Source organism: Mycobacterium sp. IEC1808, from assembly GCF_002101935.1.
Taxonomy (GTDB): domain Bacteria; phylum Actinomycetota; class Actinomycetes; order Mycobacteriales; family Mycobacteriaceae; genus Mycobacterium.
In genome coordinates, this window is sequence record NZ_LQPV01000068.1 from 128,956 (window position 1) to 146,089 (window position 17,134).

The following is a 17,134-nucleotide window of genomic DNA, read 5'->3' on the forward strand; positions in this document are numbered from 1 at the left end:
CCTAACCGTTGACCTCGTCATTTGTTGGGTGCCCGGTCAACATCGACGATGAGCCAGTCCGATAGCGGGTGTGGCGCCAGCGAGCCGTTGGGCATGATGTGCCGCACCGGGTGCCCGTCGCGGGTGGCCAGGTCGGCGATCATGCGGCGGTGACAGCGCCACCAGGTCGGCTCGCCGCACATGATGGCCACGTCGCCCGCCGCGGCGTCGTGCAGCAACCGCTCGTATGCCGCCCGGAACTCCGGCGTGCGGGTATGCGCTGCGTAGTTGGCGAACGCCGGGTTCTTCCACCACTGGTCGCGCGGTAGCCGGGTGGCCGGCGGCTTGCGTCGCCCACCTAGATCGGGTTCGTGGCGATAGGCGATCCCGGCGGCGTTCAGCCAGCCCGGCATCGCGTCCTTGGACACGTCGGGGTTGCGCCGCGAGCCGGGGAAACTGCGGACGTCCACCAGCAGCGTGACGCCGTGAAGGCGAAGCGCGGCGACGAGTTCGTCGGCGGTTTTGGCGCCGTGGCCGATGGTGTACAGCATTTCCAGTGGAGTGCCCTCGGTGGGATTCGAACCCACACTGGACGGGTTTTGAGTCCGTTTCCTCTGCCAGTTGGGATACGAGGGCTGGGCAGCCTCCCACCATAGAGGATCGGTGCGCCGATCTGTTCTCACCGCCCCCGAGTTCGCAGGTGACGGGGGTGCACGACACAATGTCCGTCATGACAGGCCCCAAGACCGACACCGACGCCGCTGTGCCGCGCCGGGTCCTGATCGCGGAAGACGAAGCGCTCATCCGGCTGGACCTGGCCGAGATGCTCCGAGAGGAGGGCTACGAGATCGTCGGCGAGGCGGGCGACGGCCAGGAGGCCGTCGAACTCGCCGAGCGCCACAAGCCGGACCTGGTGATCATGGACGTGAAGATGCCACGCCGCGACGGCATCGACGCGGCCTCGGAGATTGCCAGCAAGCGCATCGCGCCGATCGTGGTGCTGACCGCGTTCAGCCAGCGCGACCTGGTCGAGCGTGCCCGCGACGCCGGCGCGATGGCCTACCTGGTGAAGCCGTTCACGATCAGCGACCTGATCCCGGCGATCGAATTGGCGGTCAGCCGGTTCGCCGAGATCAGCGAGCTGGAACGCGAAGTGGCGACGCTGTCCGACCGGCTGGAGACCCGCAAGCTCGTCGAGCGGGCCAAGGGCCTGCTGCAGACCAAGCAGGGCATGACCGAGCCCGAGGCGTTCAAGTGGATCCAGCGCGCGGCGATGGACCGGCGGACCACCATGAAGCGGGTGGCCGAGGTGGTGCTGGAGACCCTCGGCGACGCGCCCAAGGACGCCTCTTCTGAGTAGCGCCGCGGCTTTGAGTGTGTGGTGACGGCTTTGCGTGTGTATCCAGGGCGATAAAACCGCTCAAATCCCGCCCTGAGTACACACCGTAAACCGTCAGTTCACACGCGACGGCGAACCGCGCCGAGACTGCGCTCAGATCGCGAATTTGGGCGATTCGACGCTCTGGTTGCAGTCTCGGCGCAAACCGAGCGAACTAGCGGGCGACGATCACCGACGAGCCGTGGCCGAACAGGCCCTGGTTGGCGGTGACGCCGACGGTCGCGCCCTCCACCTGACGGCCGGTCGCCTGGCCGCGCAGCTGCCAGGTCAACTCGCAGACCTGCGCGATCGCCTGGGCGGGAATGGCCTCCCCGAAGCACGCCAGCCCGCCGGACGGGTTGACCGGGACCTTGCCGCCGATGGTGGTGGCGCCGCTGCGCAGCAGCGCCTCGGCCTCGCCCTTGGCGCACAGGCCCAGGTGTTCGTACCAGTCGAGCTCCAGCGCGGTGGACAGGTCATAGACCTCGGCCAGGCTGACGTCTTCGGGTCCGATGCCCGCCTCGGCGTACGCGGCGTCGAGGATCTGGTCCTTGAACACCCGCTCCGGAGCGGGCACCGCCGCGGTGGAATCCGTTGCGATGTCGGGCAATTCGGGCAGGTGCTGCGGGTAGCGGGGTGTCACGGTGCTGACCGCGCGCACCGACGGGACGCCGTCGAGCGAGCCGAGGTGCTTGCGGGCGAATTCGGCGCTGGCCACGATCAGCGCGGCGGCGCCGTCGGACGTGGCGCAGATGTCGAGCTGCCGCAGCGGGTCGGCCACCACGGGGCTGGCGAACACGTCGTCGACCGAGGATTCCTTGCGGTAGCGGGCATTTGGGTTCTGCAGGCCGTGTCGGGAGTTCTTCACCTTGACCTGTGCGAAGTCCTCGGGCGTCGCGCCGTAGAGATCCATCCGGCGCCGGGCGAGCAGCGCGAAGTAGACCGGGTTCATCGCCCCGATGAGGTGGAACCGCTGCCAGTCCGGGTCGTTTTTGCGCTCGCCGCCGACGGGGGCGAAGGCGCCCTTCGGGGTGGTGTCGGCGCCGATCACCAGCGCGACGTCGCAGAAGCCGGCCAGGATCTGCGCCCGGGCGCTCTGCAGCGCCTGCGAACCGCTGGCGCACGCGGCGTAGCTGGAGCTGACCGGGACCCCGTTCCAGCCCAGCTTCTGCGCGAACGTCGACCCGGCGATGAACCCCGGGTAGCCGTTGCGGATGGTGTCGGCCCCGGCGACGAGCTGGATCTGCCGCCAGTCCAGGCCGGCCTCGGCCAGGGCGGCGCGCGCCGCGACCACGCCGTATTCGGTGAAGTCGCGGCCCCACTTTCCCCAGGGGTGCATGCCGGCGCCGAGGATGTACAGCGGTTCAGGGCTCATGACGAGATCCTCCACGCATGGACGAGGCGCTGCACGCCGTCGTCGTCGGTGTACAGCGGCATGGTGGTCAGCTCCATCTCCATGCCGACCTTCAAATCCTCGGCCAGCGTGCCCTCGACGACCTTGCCCAGCACGATCAGTCCCTCCTCGGCCAGCTCCACCGCCGCGATGGCGAACGGCTCGAAGGGGTCCGGGGCGGGGTATGGCGCCGGCGGCGGATACCGGTTCTCCGTGTAGCTCCACAGCGTCCCCCGGGTCGACAACGCGACCGGCTCCAGCGTGTCGCTGGCACACGCCGGGTTGGGGCAGTTGTTCTCGCGCGGCGGGAAGACATACGTGCCGCACTCGGGGCACTTGCTGCCGATCAAATGGGCATTACCGGCGTCGTCGGTGGCGAACCATCCGTCGATCGCGGGTTGTTGGCTGGTGACCTCGGGCACTCGGCCAGACTACCCAGCCCCAATACAAAACTGAAACGTGTTGCAGTTCCGCCGCGGCGTTGCACCGATGACTTTGGCGGGTCTCGACGGTCAAATCGGGCAGAGCTTTGATGCAACGAAAGGAGCGTCAAATGGTGATCGTCGCGGGCTACCTTGTCGTCGAGCCACTTCGGCGAGACAGCTATCTGACCGGATGTAGGGCAGTGGTGCAGCAAGCCCGCCGAACCCCAGGCTGCCTCGACTTCGCGATCAGCGCCGACCTGCTCGATCCGAGTCGCATCGACATCTTCGAACGCTGGGAGTCGCGGGCGGCCGTCGATGCATTCCGCGGCACCGGGCCCAGTGATGAACAACAGGGTTCGATCGTTGGCGCGTCGGTTTCCGAGTACGACGTGGGCGCTGAGCGGCCGCTGACTTGATGTCGTGAGCGATGCCTAGAGTAGGGCCGTGAGCCCAGCAAGGACCGCCGGCGACAAGGCAGATTCCGCAGCCCTCGCCACCGAGGACCAAATCAAGCCGACTCTGATGCTGCTGGACGGCAATTCGCTGGCGTTCCGGGCGTTCTACGCGCTGCCGGCCGAGAACTTCAAGACCCGCGGCGGGCTGACCACCAACGCGGTCTACGGCTTCACCGCCATGCTGATCAACCTGCTGCGCGACGAGGCGCCGACGCACATCGCCGCGGCGTTCGACGTTTCGCGGCAGACTTTCCGCTCCGAGCGATACCCCGAATACAAGGCCAACCGGTCGTCGACGCCGGACGAATTCCACGGCCAGATCGACATCACCAAGGAAGTGCTCAACGCGCTGGGCATCACGGTGCTCTCGGAGCCGGGATTCGAGGCCGACGACCTCATCGCGACGCTGGCCACCCAGGCCGAGAACGAGGGCTACCGCGTGCTGGTGGTCAGCGGTGATCGCGACTCCCTGCAACTCGTCAGCGACGACGTCACGGTGCTGTACCCGCGCAAGGGCGTCAGCGAACTGACCCGCTTCACGCCCGAGGCCGTCGTGGAAAAGTACGGGCTGACCCCGCGGCAGTACCCCGACTTCGCGGCGCTGCGCGGCGATCCCAGCGACAACCTGCCCGGCATTCCCGGGGTGGGGGAGAAGACCGCCTCGAAGTGGATTGCCGAGTACGGCTCCCTGCAGGCGCTGGTCGACAACGTCGACTCGGTCCGCGGCAAGGTGGGCGACGCGCTGCGCGCCAACTTGGCCAGCGTCATCCGCAACCGCGAGCTCACCGATCTCGTCAAAGACGTGCCGCTGGCCCAAACCCCGGACACGCTGCGGCTGCAGCCCTGGGACCGCGACCAGATCCACCGGCTGTTCGACGACCTGGAGTTCCGGGTGCTGCGCGACCGGCTGTTCGAGACCCTCGTCGCCGTCGAGCCCGAGGTCGACGAGGGCTTCGACGTGCGCGGCGACGCGCTCGAGCCCGGCACCGTCGGCCAATGGCTGGCCGCGCACGCCGCCGACGGGCGCCGGGCGGGACTGGCCGTCGCGGGCACCCACCTGCCGCACGGCGGGGACGCCACCGGGCTGGGCATCGCGGCCGCCGACGGTGACGGCGCCTACATCGACACCGCGACGCTGACCCCCGACGACGACGCCGCGCTGGCGGCCTGGCTGGCCGACCCCGCGAAACCCAAAGCGCTGCACGAGGCCAAGCTGGCCATCCACGACCTGGCGGGCCGCGGCTGGACGCTGAACGGCGTCACCTCCGACACCGCGCTGGCCGCCTACCTGGTGCGCCCGGGGCAGCGCAGCTTCGCCCTCGACGACCTGTCGCTGCGCTACCTGCGCCGCGAGCTGCGCGCGGAAACCCCTGAGCAGCAACAGCTTTCGTTGCTCGACGACATGGAGGGCGTGGACGAGCAGGCCGTCGCGACCCTGATCCTGCGCGCCCGGGCCGTGGTCGACCTCGCCGACGCGCTGGACGCCGAGCTGGATCGCATCGACTCCACCGCCCTGCTGGGCGAGATGGAGCTGCCCGTGCAGCACGTCCTGGCCGACATGGAAAGCGCCGGGATCGCCGTCGATCTACGGCTGCTGGGCGAGCTGCAGAGCCAGTTCGCCGACCAGATCCGCGACGCCGCCGAGGCCGCCTACGCCGTGATCGGCAAGCAGATCAACCTGGGCTCGCCCAAGCAGCTGCAGGTGGTGCTGTTCGACGAGCTTGGGATGCCGAAGACCAAGCGGACCAAGACCGGATACACCACCGACGCCGATGCCCTGCAGTCGCTGTTCGACAAGACCGGCCATCCGTTCCTGCAGCACCTGCTGGCCCACCGCGACGTCACCCGGCTCAAGGTCACCGTCGACGGGCTGCTGAACTCGGTGGCCGCCGACGGCCGCATCCACACCACGTTCAACCAGACCATCGCGGCGACCGGCCGGCTGTCGTCGACGGAGCCCAACCTGCAGAACATCCCGATCCGCACCGAGGAAGGCCGGCAGATCCGGGACGGGTTCGTCGTCGGCAAGGGCCCCAACTTTTCCTATGAAGAGCTGATGACGGCGGACTACAGCCAGATCGAGATGCGGATCATGGCGCACCTGTCGCGGGACGAAGGCCTGATCGAGGCGTTCAACACCGGGGAGGACCTGCACTCGTTCGTCGCCTCCCGGGCGTTCGGGGTGCCGATCGAGGAGGTCACCGCCGAGCTGCGCCGCCGGGTCAAGGCGATGTCGTACGGGCTGGCCTACGGGTTGAGCGCCTACGGGCTGTCGCAGCAACTGAAGATCTCGACCGAGGAAGCCAAGGACCAGATGGACGCCTACTTCGCCCGGTTCGGAGGCGTCCGCGACTACCTGATGGACGTCGTGGAGCAGGCCCGCAAGGACGGCTACACCTCCACGGTGCTGGGCCGCCGCCGCTACCTGCCCGAGCTGGACAGCAGCAACCGCCAGGTCAGGGAGGCCGCCGAGCGGGCCGCGCTCAACGCGCCCATCCAGGGCAGCGCGGCCGACATCATCAAGGTGGCCATGATCGAGGTCGACAAGGCCATCAAGCAGGCCGGGCTGGCCTCCCGGATGCTGCTGCAGGTGCACGACGAACTGTTGTTCGAAGTCGCGCCGGGTGAGCGAGAGGTCCTTGAGGCGCTGGCGCGCGAGAAGATGGGCGGCGCCTACCCGCTCGACGTCCCGCTCGAGGTCTCGGTCGGTTACGGCCGCTCATGGGACACCGCCGCGCACTAGCGCGGCGATCGGACACGGCCGCGCACTGAGGCCCGCCCGGTGTAACGTTGGGGACGAAAATCCGGCCGAAAATTCGCCGTGGCGTTACATTTGCGTCGCCTTGGCTGTCTTGGCTTCGAGGCCGAGTTTGTCCAGCTAGTGCCCTGTCGAGTAGCCTCAACGGGTAAATCCATTTTGTCCCTACGACCCAACCTGTCCGGAGCAACCCAACAACATGCCGAGTCCCGCCGTCACCTCGCCGCAAGTAGCCGTCAACGACATTGGCTCGAGCGAGGATTTTCTCGCCGCAATAGACAAAACGATCAAGTACTTCAACGATGGCGACATCGTCGAGGGCACGATCGTCAAAGTTGACCGGGACGAGGTGCTCCTCGACATCGGCTACAAGACCGAAGGGGTCATCCCCGCCCGCGAGCTCTCCATCAAGCACGACGTCGACCCCAACGAGGTCGTTTCCGTCGGCGATGAGGTCGAGGCCCTGGTTCTCACCAAAGAGGACAAAGAGGGCCGGCTGATCCTGTCCAAGAAGCGCGCCCAGTACGAGCGCGCCTGGGGCACCATCGAGGCGCTCAAGGAGAAGGACGAGGCCGTCAAGGGCACCGTCATCGAGGTCGTCAAGGGCGGCCTGATCCTCGACATCGGATTGCGCGGCTTCCTGCCCGCCTCGCTCGTCGAGATGCGCCGCGTCCGCGACCTGCAGCCGTACATCGGCAAGGAGATCGAGGCCAAGATCATCGAGCTGGACAAGAACCGCAACAACGTGGTGCTGTCCCGCCGGGCCTGGCTCGAGCAGACCCAGTCCGAGGTGCGCAGCGAGTTCCTCAACCAGCTGCAGAAGGGCAGCATCCGCAAGGGTGTGGTCTCGTCCATCGTCAACTTCGGCGCGTTCGTCGACCTCGGTGGGGTGGACGGCCTGGTGCACGTCTCCGAGCTGTCCTGGAAGCACATCGACCACCCGTCCGAGGTGGTGCAGGTGGGCGACGAGGTCACCGTCGAGGTGCTCGACGTCGACATGGACCGCGAGCGGGTTTCGTTGTCGCTCAAGGCGACCCAGGAAGACCCGTGGCGCCACTTCGCCCGCACGCACGCCATCGGCCAGATCGTGCCCGGCAAGGTCACCAAGCTGGTTCCGTTCGGCGCGTTCGTCCGCGTCGAGGAGGGCATCGAGGGCCTGGTGCACATCTCCGAGCTGGCCGAGCGCCACGTCGAGGTGCCCGACCAGGTGGTCGCCGTCGGCGACGACGCGATGGTCAAGGTCATCGACATCGACCTGGAGCGCCGCCGAATCTCGTTGTCGCTCAAGCAGGCCAACGAGGACTACACCGAGGAATTCGACCCGGCGAAGTACGGCATGGCCGACAGCTACGACGAGCAGGGCAACTACATCTTCCCCGAGGGCTTCGACTCCGAGACCAACGAATGGCTCGAGGGATTCGACGCCCAGCGCAACGAATGGGAGGCGCGCTACGCCGAGGCGGAGCGCCGGCACAAGATGCACACTGCGCAGATGGAGAAGTTCGCCGCGGCCGAGTCGGCCGCCCACACCGCCGGCGATTCGGCGCCGGGCAACGGCGCGTCGTCGGAGAAGGCGGCGGGTGGATCGCTCGCCAGCGACGCCCAGTTGGCGGCCCTGCGGGAAAAGCTCGCCGGCAACGCCTAGCGGCGTTCAGGGATGCTGCGCATCGGGTTGACCGGTGGCATCGGCGCCGGCAAGTCGGCGGTCTCGTCGACCTTCGCGAAGTTCGGTGCCGTCATCGTCGACGGAGACGTCATCGCGCGCGAGGTGGTCGAGCCGGGCACCGAGGGCCTGAAGGCGCTCGTCGAGGCGTTCGGCGACGACATCCTGACGCCCGACGGGTCGCTCGATCGTCCCGCGTTGGCCGCCAAGGCCTTTCGTGACGACGAGGCGCGCCAGAAGCTCAACGGGATCGTGCATCCGCTGGTGGGCAAGCGGCGCTCCGAGATCATCGCGTCGGTGCCCGCGGATTCTGTTGTCGTCGAGGACATTCCGCTGCTGGTGGAGTCGGGGATGGCGCCGCTGTTCCCGCTCGTCGTGGTCGTGCACGCCGACGTCGAGGTGCGGGTGCGACGGCTGGTCGAGCAACGCGGCATGCCCGAGGACGACGCCCGCGCCCGGATCGCCGCGCAGGCCGACGACGAGCAGCGCCGCGCCGTCGCCGACGTCTGGCTGGACAACTCGGGCAGCCCGGAGGAGCTGGCGCAGCGGGCCCGCGACGTCTGGATCGACCGCATCCTGCCGTTCGCCCACAACCTGAGCGCGCGCCAGATCGCCAGGGCGCCCGTGCGTCTCGTGCCGGCCGACCCGAGCTGGCCGGACCAGGCGCGCCGGATCGCCGGCCGGCTGCAGACCGCGTGCGGCCATCGGGCGATTCGCGTCGACCACATCGGCTCCACCGCGCTGCCCGCCTTGGACGCCAAGGACGTCATCGACATGCAGATCACCGTCGAATCGCTCGCGGTCGCCGACGAACTCGCCGAACCCTTGTTGGCGGCCGGCTACCCGCGCCTGGAGCACATCACCGAGGACACCGCCCGGATCGACGCCCGCAGCACCGTCGAGCGCTACGACCACAGCGACGATCCCGGCCTGTGGCACAAGCGGATTCACGCATCCGCCGACCCGGGCCGGCCAACCAATGTGCACGTCAGGGTGGAAGGCTGGCCGGGACAGCAGTTCGCCCTGCTGTTCGTAGCCTGGCTGCGGGCCGACGTCGGCGCCCGCGCCGACTACCTGGCCGTCAAGCTCAAGGCCGAACAGGCCGCGGGCGGTGACATCTCGCGCTATGTCGACGCGAAGGAACCATGGTTTGCCGAGGCCTACCGGCGGGCCTGGAAGTGGGCCGACTCAACCGGATGGCAGCCCTAGCGCCAACTTTCACAACAGCCCCACGCGCCTCCGGGGGAGGTGGTACGCGTCATGTCCACCTCATAGCGACTAATCCGCTTGTCGCTACGAGGTGGACACAACGGGCAATGGTTCGGCGGAGAGGCTTGTGTGGCGGATGTGATTCCCGCGGTTAGGCGGGTATGGGCGCACCGCACTGCAGCATGCCGTTCTTGGGGTCGGAATTACCGGGCGTTGGTCTGACGAACTGATCGAGCTGTGTGAAAACGTTGTCGTCCACGTCGATCTCGCAGTGCACATTCGCCGAGTAGGGGAAATGCAGCACGATCTGCATCCCGGCCTGCTGCGGATCGGGCAACACCGTGTTGGCCTCGAACACGTTGCCCGGCATCGACGGAAGGTTGGTGCTGTTCGCCCGGTTGCCATTGATCACGAAAATGGCCTGACTACCGGTGGTCAGCGCGTCGATCCGGGCGCGGTAGGTGATGTTGTGCAAGTCCGCCCTCGCGGTCGCCGGGCTTAGCTGGGACCCGGCCGCGATGGCGGTCAAGGCAGTGATTGCCATCCATCGGTGGTTGCTGGGGCTCATAGCAGCCGAGATTACCCGGCCTGACAGCGCGGGCACCACAACGACGTCCGTCCGGCGACCCGGGCACGCGCGAGGCGGGTGCCGCAGCGCGGACAGGACGGGTCGGGGTCGTCGCGCACCCGGGTGAGCCACCGCGGCAGGCCGGGCACCCGACCGTGCGGCACCGCCGTGCGCAGCACCTGCGTCATCGCGGCGTGCAGGCGCTTGACGTCGTCGGCCTCGAGTTGCGGGATGGGGCGGGCCGGCGCGATCCGGGCCCGCCAGCAGATCTCGTCGGTGAGCAGGTTGCCGAGCCCCGCGATCACCGCCTGATCCATCAGCGTCGGCTTCAGCCGCCCGGACCGGTCGCGCAGCGCCTCGCGGAACGCCGGCAGGCCGAGGCCCAGGGCGTCGGGGCCCTGCGGGCCCGTCACGTGCGCGACGTCCTCGTCGTCGTCGGCCAGCCACACCCCACGCAGCTTGCGCAGGTCGGCATAGCGCAGTTCGCCGCGATCCAGCGCGATCACCAGGCGCTCGTATGGCTCGCGCTCGGCGCCGTCGGCGGCGTAGTACGGGCGCCCGGTCATCCCGCTGTGCACCAGCAGCGTGGGGCCGGCCGTCGGCAGCATCAGCCACTTGCCGTGCCGGCGTGGGCGATCGAAGCGGTGGCCGTCGAGCCGACGGCCGAGCGCGTCGGCGGTGGTGTTTCGCAGGATGCCCGGATCGCGGACCTGCACGCCCCGGATCCGCCGGCCGGGTAGCGCGTCGGCCAACTCGCGCCGAAAGCCCTCCACGTCGGGCAGTTCAGGCACGAAGCTTGGCCACCCGCTGCGCGGGACCCTTCAACGAGCGAGCGCGCCGGCACATGCCGGCCCACGGATCGCCCTGCCCGGCAAGCCGTTTGGGGAGATCGCGGATGGTGAATCGGTCCGCCCGAAGGCCCCGCATGTCCAGCTCGTCCCACTCCAGCGGGGTCGCCACCGGCGCGCCCGCCCGGGCCCGGACCGAATACGGTGCAACCGCCGTCTGCGCGTAGGCGTTTCGCATGATGTCGAGGTACACGCGGTGGCCGCGGTTGTCCTTGCGGGCTTCCAGGGTGCGATGCGCGGGGTCGTCGGCCACCACCACCTCGGCGACCTCGCGCGCGAATTGGCGCACGGTGTCGAAATCGGTGTCGGGACGCAGCGGCACCACCACGTGCAAGCCGCGCGACCCGGTGGTCTGCACGTAGCGCGCCAGCCCGAGGTCGTCCAGGACCCCGGCCGCCGCGTGGGCCGTCGCCCGCACCACCGCGAAGTCGCTGTCGGAGGGGTCGAGGTCGAACACCAGCCGGTCGGGCTTGTGCAGCCGGTCCCGCCGCGACTGCCACACGTGCAGCGTGACGCAGTTCTGGTTGGCCAGCCAGCGCAGCGCCTCGGGACGCTCCGCCACGGGATGCACCACGGTGCCGCCCTCTTTGCCGACCTCCACCCGGCCCATCCAGTCGGGCAACGAATCGGCGAAATCCTGCTGCACCCAACCTTGTTCGCCGATGCCGCGCGGGAACCGCTGCACGGTAAGCGCCCGGTCCCGCAGGTGCGGCAGCATCGCGTCGGCCACCTCGCCGTAGTAGTCGACCAGCTCGCCCTTGGTGATCCCGTCCTTGGGGAACATCACCCGGTCCGGGTGGGTGACCTCGACGCGCGGCGTCACCGCGTCTCCCGCACCACGTCGGACGCGTCCTTGTCGGTGCGCAGCCCCTGGTATCGCGGGTGACGCAGCTTGCCGTCGCGGGTCCACTCGGCAAACCCGATCTGGGCCACCACCTCGGGGCGCACCCAGTGGGCGCCGTTCTCGCGCACCAGACCCCGGGTGAACGGTGGCTCGTCCTGCTCGAGGGGGGACAGCCGCTCGTGCAGGCTCCGCAGCGTGGGTTCGTCGAACCCGGTTCCCACCTTGCCGGCATAGACCAGGTCGCGACCGTCGTGGTAGCCGAGCAGCAGCGCCCCCAACTCGATGCGGCTGCCCTTCGGGCTGGTGTAGCCGCCGACGACGAATTCCTGGTCGCGAACGCATTTGAATTTCAGCCAGTTCTTCGACCGGCCGCCTTCGTACGTGGCGTCGGTCCGCTTGGCGATCACGCCCTCGTCGCCGCGTTTGCATGCCGCCTCGTAGGCGCCGATCCCGTCCTCGACCCGATGCACCGCGAAACGTAGCGGATCGCCGAAGTCAATCGCCTTGCGCAGCAGTTTCTTTCGCCACAGCTGCGGCACATCGGTGGTCGACTTGCCGTCGACGTGCAGCAGGTCGAACACGTAGTAGAAGACACGGACCGGTGACGCGCGGGCCACCTCGGGGTCGGTGATGCCCAGCCGGGCCTGCAGCCGTTCGAAGCTGGTGCGTCGGCCGGCGAACGCCACCACCTCGCCGTCCACGGCGAACCGCGTGGTGCGCTGGGCGCCGAGCGCGTCCACGAGCTCGGGATAGGTTCCGTTGAGCGGCTGCCGATTTCGCGACAGGAGTCGCACCCGGTCACCGTCGCGAAAGCTCAGGCAGCGCATCCCGTCGAATTTGCGCTCGAATATCCACTGCGGATCGGAGAACCGCCGGTCGGTCAGGGTGGCCAGCGTGGGAGGCCGCCAGTCGGGCACCGGTTCGTCGTGCAGCGCCGCGCGCACCGGTGCGGGCAGGGCGGCGACGTCGGTCATGACACGTCGTCCAGTGAGTGGCCGGTCAGCGCCGGCTGACGCAGCGTGTCGGCGTCCTCGTCGTCTTTGCGCCTGATCAGCAGCCACGTCTCGTGATCGCCGTCCCGGATGCGGGTCAGCGTGTACCAGCCGCGCACCCACTCGCCGCACAGGAAGAACGAAAGATGGCCGCGCTCAAGGCATTCGCCCATGTCGTAAGGCGTCGCGTTGACATAGGTGCCGCCGTCGCCGTCGACGTCGCGCTCGGCGGCTTTGAGCGGGAGGTCCTCCGTGCGGCGGGCAATCCGGCTGTGGTCGGGGATCGCCCAGGAGACCAGCACGCCATCGATCTCGAGGCGAAGGTAGTAGTGGTCGCTGGCCGCCCCCTGCCGCTCGACGACGAAACGCGGGTCCTGGCCGGGCCGGCGTTTGCGTCGGTGGTCGATCAAACGCATCCCCAAGTGATACCCGTGGGTCGCGTGAGGAAACGGGCTATGCGTCACGCCAGGTCAGCTCCATGCCACGGGTGGCCAGCCAGCGGGAAAGGGCGTAGCCGTTGCGGGCCAGGCCGTCGATGGCGACCACGGCGCGCCGCACTGCCCGTTCGGCCACCTCCGGCGTCAGCAGGCCGTGGCGCACGGCGTCCAGCAGCTCGTCGACGTCGGCCAGCTCGGCGCCGGAGCCGGTCCGGACGACGATGTCGAGGTAGTGGTCCTCCGAATGCCACACGTCACCGCCCGGCGTGTATTCGCCCACGTCGAGGTAGTAGTCCTGGTCGCGTTCGTGCCCAGGGTTGAAGTGAAAGACGGTGGCGCGCAAGCCTAACGACGGCAGCAGCCAGGATTCGAGGTAGTGGAACTGCGGGCGGCCCGGCGTGGGGCGGGCGAGGTAGAGCCCCCACGGGTGCACGACGTACTCGTCGACGGCCCGCACGATGCCCTTCGGATCGGTGTTGGTGCGGGCGACCAGGTCGAACGTCTCGTGTTTGGGGGGATGGATTGACCCACTCTAGTTGTTGGGGCGGTTGGGAGGCAGCACCATGTCGAATGAGTACGGCCAAGCGGTAGGGACACAGTGAGCGACCTCAGCGGGAAGACAGCGCTCGTCACCGGCGGGAATTCGGGCATCGGGTTGGCGACCGCGCAGCGGCTTGCCGACGCGGGCGCCCATGTCTTCCTGACCGGTCGTAATCAGGACACCATCGACGCCGCGGTGGCTTCGATCGGTGACCGGGCGACCGGCATCAGCGCCGACGTGGCCAACCTCGATGACGTGTCGGCAATCGCCGACGCCATCGCGTCCCGCGGGGACGGCCTCGACGTGCTCTTCGCCAACGCGGGCGGCGGAGAATTCGCGGCGCTGGGCGACATTTCGCTGGAACACTTCACGTCCACGTTCATGACCAACGTGGGTGGCACGTTGTTCACCGTGCAGGCCATGCTGCCGCTGCTCAACCGCGGCTCGTCGATCGTGCTGACCGGCTCGACCGCGGCCTACAACGGGACCCCGGCGTTCAGCGTGTACGCGGCGACCAAGGCGGCGATCCGCTCGTTCGGGCGGACCTGGGCGGCCGAACTCGTCGGCCGCGGGATTCGGGTCAACACGATCGTTCCCGGACCGGTCGAGACGCCGGGGTTGCTGGGACTGGCGCCGGCCGGACGCGAGCAGGAGCTACGCGAAACCGAGGCAGCCAAGGTCCCGATGGGCCGCCTGGGCAGGCCCGAAGAGGTCGCCGCGGCGGTGCTTTTCCTCGCGTCGGACGAAAGCAGTTTCATGACCGGCAGCGAGTTGTTCGTCGACGGCGGCGCGGAGCAGATCTAGGGTCGCGACGGACTAACGCTTCAGTCGAATCTTCCACCGCACGAAGCCGCCGTAGATCACCGACAGCGCGGCCAGCATGCCCATGTCGATCAGCCAGACCTTCGAGGTGTGCTCCCAGAACCGGTCCTGGGAGAGCAGCGTGTCGGGCACCAGGTGCCGCAGATCGACCGTCGAGGCCGCCGCGGCGTAGCCCCAGCGCGCGGGCATCGCGAACGACAGCTGGTCGAGGCCGAGCCGGCCGGTCACCGGGACCATGCCGCCGCACAGTACGAGCTGCGCCATCACCGTGACCACGAACAGCGGCATGATCTGCTCACTGGAGCGCACCAGCGACGAGATGGCCAGCCCGAGGATGGCCGAGGCGACGCACGTGCCCGCCACGGTCAGGAACAGCTCGACGGTTGCGCCGGCGGTCGAGTGGCCGAGCAGAACGGCGCCGCGGGTCGGGGCGCTCTTGCCGATCACCACGATCGCGGTGACGATTGCCGACTGCAGGATCGCGAACCCGCAGAACACCGCCGTCTTCGCGAGCAGATAGGCCGTGGTCGACAGCCCGACCGCTTGCTCGCGCTGGAAGATGGCGCGCTCGCCGACCAGGTCGCGGATCGTCAGCGCGGTGCCCATGAACGCCGCGGCCGGCAGCAGCAGGGCGAGGATCTGCGCGGCTTCGTCGGGTGTCCCGGCGTTCGGGCCCGGCACCTGGAATCCGTGGTTGCCCGGCACCGTCAGCGACAGCGATCCCAGGATGAACGGCAACAGCGCCAGGAAGACAAAATAGGCGCGGTCGGCGACGACCAGCCGCACCTGCCGGCGCGCGACCGTGGAAATCTGGCGCCGCACGCTGGTGTGCACCGGCTCGCCCAGGTCGCCGGGCTCGTCGGTCCGGGCGGGCAGCAGTTTCTGGGGCCGCCGCTGGGCCTCGGCCCGCTCCTGGAACCGCCGGTTGGCCTCCTCGGGGTCGGCGCCCACCTTGGTGAAGATCTTGGCCCAGTTGGTGGTGCCCATTGCGTCGCCGATCTGGTCGGGCGGGCCGAAGTAGGCCGTCTTGCCGCCCGGGGCCACCAGCAGCAGCTGGTCGCAGATGTCCAGGTACGACAGCATGTGCGTCACCACGATCACCACGCGACCGGCGTCGGCCAGCTGGCGCAGCATCGTCATGACCTGGTGGTCCAGCGCCGGGTCGAGGCCCGACGTCGGCTCGTCGAGGATCAGTAGCGACGGCCCGGTCAGGAGTTCCAGCGCGACCGAGGCCCGTTTGCGCTGACCGCCCGACAGCTTGTCGACGCGGGTGTCGGCGTGCTTGGTGAGGTCGAGCTCCTCGAGCACCTGGGCGACCACTTTGGCGCGGTCGGCCTTGCTGGTGTCGGGCGGCAGCCGCAGTTCGGCCGCGTAGCCCAGGGCCTGGTTGACCGTCAGCTGCCGATGCACCACGTCGTCCTGGGGGACCATGCCGATCCTGCTGCGCAGCGACGCGTATTCGGCGTGGATGTCGTGGCCCTCGAAGGTCACCGAACCCGAGGTGGGGCTGGTGTAGCCGGCGATCAGCCGGGCCAGCGTGCTCTTGCCGGCGCCCGACCCCCCGATCACGGCGGTCAACGTGCCCGGGCGGGCGGTCAGCGAGATGTCGTCGAGCAGTTGCTTGCCGCTGTCGACGACGTATTTGACGTTGCGCACCTCGAGGCCGCCGGTACGCGCCGCGGCGGCGCCGCCCTCGACCAGGGTGCCGTCCCGGAACACCAGGTCGACGTTGCCGATGGTGACGACGTCGCCGTCGGTCAGGATCGCCGACCCGACCCGGGTGCCGTTGACGAAGGTGCCGTTGATGCTGTTGTCGCGGATTTCGGTCCCTAGCGGGGTGTGCAGCAGCGTGGCGTGATGACGCGAGGCGAGGACGTCGTAGACGACGATGTCGCTCTCGGCCGCGCGACCGATCGTCTTGGCGCCGGCCGTGCCCGCGGCCGCCGACAGGCGCGGCGACAGCAACTTCACAAACCTCGTCGCGAGGTTGGAGACGTCGGCCGTCCTGGCGTCGACAACTGTGGACTCGGCGGGCGGCGGCGCGTCCGGCCGGAGCGCCGGCTCGGCGTTGACGGTGGTCACCTGGTCGGGTGGTGTCCTGTCGGGTGGCCTGGGCGGCGGCGCCTGCCGCGGCTGCGGTGGCCTCGGTGGCGTTGGTGTCCTTGGTGGCCTGGGTGGCTGCCGGGGCGGGCCCTGGGGCGGCATCGGCCGCGGCGGCGCGGTCTGCCTGGGCTGGCTGCCGGTCTGGCCCCGACGGGGGACGGGCGGCGCCGTGGGGTTCGTCCGCTCCGGCAGCGCGGACCAGGCCACCGTGGGCGGCCCGGAGTCCCGCGTCAGCCTGCGTGGGGGCGGTCCGCTGGCGTGGCCCTGCTGCGGTCCGACCGCGAATGTGAGCCGCGGTCCCTGCGGGTTGCCGACGTTGATGCTCTGGCCGTCGTGGATGTCGATGACCGGCATCCGGTAGCCGTTGACATAGGTGCCGTTCAGCGAGCCGTTGTCGATCGCCAGCCAGCGGCCCTGGTCGAACCGCACGATCAGGTGCGCGCGGGAGATCCGGGGATCCGGAATCCGCAAGTCCGCGTTCGCGTCACGCCCGACGACGACCTCGTGGCCGGCCGCGAACGAGCGTTGGGACCCGTCGTGCCGGATTGTCAGGACAGGCGGGGCGGGTCGATTCACTACTCAAGTATCGGTCCGCGGTTTGAGTGCTCTCCATGGGACTCGCCTGTGATTTGGCTTTATTTCGATTCGGCCACTCATAGGGTGCTCATAGCTTCCTGAGACCAATCGCCCACCGAGATCCGGCATCATTCGGACGTGAG

Annotated in this window: 16 protein-coding genes and 1 tRNA gene; 6 read left to right on the forward strand and 11 right to left on the reverse strand. The window is 68.9% G+C overall.

All coding sequences use genetic code 11. The features are described from left to right. Positions 1 to 17: 17 nt before the first annotated feature. Both AWB92_RS26900 and AWB92_RS26905 read right to left on the reverse strand, forming a co-directional pair. Positions 18 to 530 carry a DUF488 domain-containing protein gene (locus AWB92_RS26900; RefSeq protein WP_085191107.1) on the reverse strand — a complete coding sequence of 171 codons (513 nt, stop codon included), beginning with the start codon at positions 528 to 530 and terminating at the stop codon, positions 18 to 20. An 11-nt stretch (positions 531 to 541) separates the two neighbouring features. Continuing rightward, positions 542 to 615, reverse strand: a tRNA-Leu gene (locus tag AWB92_RS26905). Positions 616 to 709: 94 nt separating this feature from the next. Here AWB92_RS26905 and AWB92_RS26910 point away from each other — a divergent pair. After that, positions 710 to 1,339, forward strand: coding sequence for an ANTAR domain-containing response regulator (locus AWB92_RS26910; protein WP_158090418.1), 630 nt, complete (start codon positions 710 to 712; stop codon positions 1,337 to 1,339). A 193-nt stretch (positions 1,340 to 1,532) separates the two neighbouring features. On the opposite strand, the gene AWB92_RS26915 is transcribed toward AWB92_RS26910, so the two are convergent. Beyond that, positions 1,533 to 2,732, reverse strand: coding sequence for a lipid-transfer protein (locus AWB92_RS26915; protein ID WP_068177743.1), 1,200 nt, complete (start codon positions 2,730 to 2,732; stop codon positions 1,533 to 1,535). Beyond that, a complete protein-coding gene (locus tag AWB92_RS26920; protein ID WP_068177589.1) occupies positions 2,729 to 3,172 on the reverse strand; it encodes a Zn-ribbon domain-containing OB-fold protein in 444 nt (147 codons plus the stop codon). Before AWB92_RS26920 ends, AWB92_RS26915 begins: the two co-directional genes overlap by 4 nt. A 131-nt stretch (positions 3,173 to 3,303) precedes the next feature. On the opposite strand from AWB92_RS26920, the gene AWB92_RS26925 reads away from it, so the two are divergent. From AWB92_RS26925 to coaE, 4 genes are all read left to right on the forward strand, one after another. Next, positions 3,304 to 3,591, forward strand: a complete 288-nt coding sequence (locus tag AWB92_RS26925; RefSeq protein ID WP_085191111.1) for an antibiotic biosynthesis monooxygenase — start codon at positions 3,304 to 3,306, stop codon at positions 3,589 to 3,591. A 106-nt stretch (positions 3,592 to 3,697) separates the two neighbouring features. Further along, positions 3,698 to 6,373 (forward strand): DNA polymerase I, encoded by a 2,676-nt coding sequence (gene polA / locus AWB92_RS26930; RefSeq protein ID WP_142282347.1) that lies wholly within the window; start codon positions 3,698 to 3,700, stop codon positions 6,371 to 6,373. A 214-nt stretch (positions 6,374 to 6,587) separates the two neighbouring features. Next, positions 6,588 to 8,033 (forward strand): 30S ribosomal protein S1, encoded by a 1,446-nt coding sequence (gene rpsA, locus AWB92_RS26935; RefSeq protein ID WP_068107161.1) that lies wholly within the window; start codon positions 6,588 to 6,590, stop codon positions 8,031 to 8,033. Positions 8,034 to 8,045: 12 nt separating this feature from the next. After that, on the forward strand, positions 8,046 to 9,260 hold the full coding sequence (coaE, locus tag AWB92_RS26940; RefSeq protein ID WP_085191115.1) for a dephospho-CoA kinase: 1,215 nt from the start codon (positions 8,046 to 8,048) through the stop codon (positions 9,258 to 9,260). Between the two features lie 151 nt (positions 9,261 to 9,411). On the opposite strand, the gene AWB92_RS26945 is transcribed toward coaE, so the two are convergent. The 6 genes from AWB92_RS26945 to AWB92_RS26970 are packed head-to-tail and all read right to left on the reverse strand — an operon-like array spanning position 9,412 to position 13,406. Then, positions 9,412 to 9,828, reverse strand: coding sequence for a hypothetical protein (locus tag AWB92_RS26945; protein ID WP_085191117.1), 417 nt, complete (start codon positions 9,826 to 9,828; stop codon positions 9,412 to 9,414). A gap of 11 nt (positions 9,829 to 9,839) precedes the next feature. Beyond that, positions 9,840 to 10,619 (reverse strand): DNA-formamidopyrimidine glycosylase family protein, encoded by a 780-nt coding sequence (locus AWB92_RS26950; RefSeq protein WP_085191120.1) that lies wholly within the window; start codon positions 10,617 to 10,619, stop codon positions 9,840 to 9,842. After that, on the reverse strand, positions 10,612 to 11,499 hold the full coding sequence (gene ligD, locus AWB92_RS26955; RefSeq protein WP_085191122.1) for a non-homologous end-joining DNA ligase: 888 nt from the start codon (positions 11,497 to 11,499) through the stop codon (positions 10,612 to 10,614). Before ligD (AWB92_RS26955) ends, AWB92_RS26950 begins: the two co-directional genes overlap by 8 nt. Continuing rightward, positions 11,496 to 12,494 (reverse strand): non-homologous end-joining DNA ligase, encoded by a 999-nt coding sequence (ligD, locus tag AWB92_RS26960; protein ID WP_085191124.1) that lies wholly within the window; start codon positions 12,492 to 12,494, stop codon positions 11,496 to 11,498. Before ligD (AWB92_RS26960) ends, ligD (AWB92_RS26955) begins: the two co-directional genes overlap by 4 nt. Further along, the gene (locus tag AWB92_RS26965; protein ID WP_085191126.1) at positions 12,491 to 12,928 is read right to left on the reverse strand and encodes a hypothetical protein; all 438 of its coding nucleotides are present in this window, start codon (positions 12,926 to 12,928) and stop codon (positions 12,491 to 12,493) included. The genes ligD (AWB92_RS26960) and AWB92_RS26965 overlap by 4 nt, the downstream gene beginning before the upstream one ends. Positions 12,929 to 12,965: 37 nt before the next feature. Continuing rightward, positions 12,966 to 13,406 (reverse strand): DUF402 domain-containing protein, encoded by a 441-nt coding sequence (locus tag AWB92_RS26970; RefSeq protein WP_085191128.1) that lies wholly within the window; start codon positions 13,404 to 13,406, stop codon positions 12,966 to 12,968. A gap of 141 nt (positions 13,407 to 13,547) precedes the next feature. Here AWB92_RS26970 and AWB92_RS26975 point away from each other — a divergent pair, with 141 nt between their 5' ends. Next, positions 13,548 to 14,294: an SDR family oxidoreductase gene (locus AWB92_RS26975; protein WP_085191130.1), complete on the forward strand. Its 747-nt coding sequence runs from the start codon at positions 13,548 to 13,550 to the stop codon at positions 14,292 to 14,294. A gap of 12 nt (positions 14,295 to 14,306) precedes the next feature. Here the strand turns inward: AWB92_RS26975 and AWB92_RS26980 are convergent, their stop codons facing one another. Then, positions 14,307 to 16,991 carry an ATP-binding cassette domain-containing protein gene (locus tag AWB92_RS26980; protein WP_085191132.1) on the reverse strand — a complete coding sequence of 895 codons (2,685 nt, stop codon included), beginning with the start codon at positions 16,989 to 16,991 and terminating at the stop codon, positions 14,307 to 14,309. Positions 16,992 to 17,134 lie beyond the last annotated feature (143 nt).

Excerpts from the sequence above, each read along its gene's own strand:
- AWB92_RS26900 (WP_085191107.1), bottom strand. The coding sequence starts at position 530 with ATGCTGTACACCATCGGCCACGGCGCCAAAACCGCCGACGAACTCGTC.
- AWB92_RS26910 (WP_158090418.1), top strand. The coding sequence starts at position 710 with ATGACAGGCCCCAAGACCGACACCGACGCCGCTGTGCCGCGCCGGGTC.
- AWB92_RS26915 (WP_068177743.1), bottom strand. The coding sequence starts at position 2,732 with ATGAGCCCTGAACCGCTGTACATCCTCGGCGCCGGCATGCACCCCTGG.
- AWB92_RS26925 (WP_085191111.1), top strand. The coding sequence starts at position 3,304 with ATGGTGATCGTCGCGGGCTACCTTGTCGTCGAGCCACTTCGGCGAGAC.
- polA (WP_142282347.1), top strand. The coding sequence starts at position 3,698 with ATGCTGCTGGACGGCAATTCGCTGGCGTTCCGGGCGTTCTACGCGCTG.
- rpsA (WP_068107161.1), top strand. The coding sequence starts at position 6,588 with ATGCCGAGTCCCGCCGTCACCTCGCCGCAAGTAGCCGTCAACGACATT.
- coaE (WP_085191115.1), top strand. The coding sequence starts at position 8,046 with ATGCTGCGCATCGGGTTGACCGGTGGCATCGGCGCCGGCAAGTCGGCG.
- AWB92_RS26945 (WP_085191117.1), bottom strand. The coding sequence starts at position 9,828 with ATGAGCCCCAGCAACCACCGATGGATGGCAATCACTGCCTTGACCGCC.
- ligD (WP_085191124.1), bottom strand. The coding sequence starts at position 12,494 with ATGACCGACGTCGCCGCCCTGCCCGCACCGGTGCGCGCGGCGCTGCAC.
- AWB92_RS26965 (WP_085191126.1), bottom strand. The coding sequence starts at position 12,928 with ATGCGTTTGATCGACCACCGACGCAAACGCCGGCCCGGCCAGGACCCG.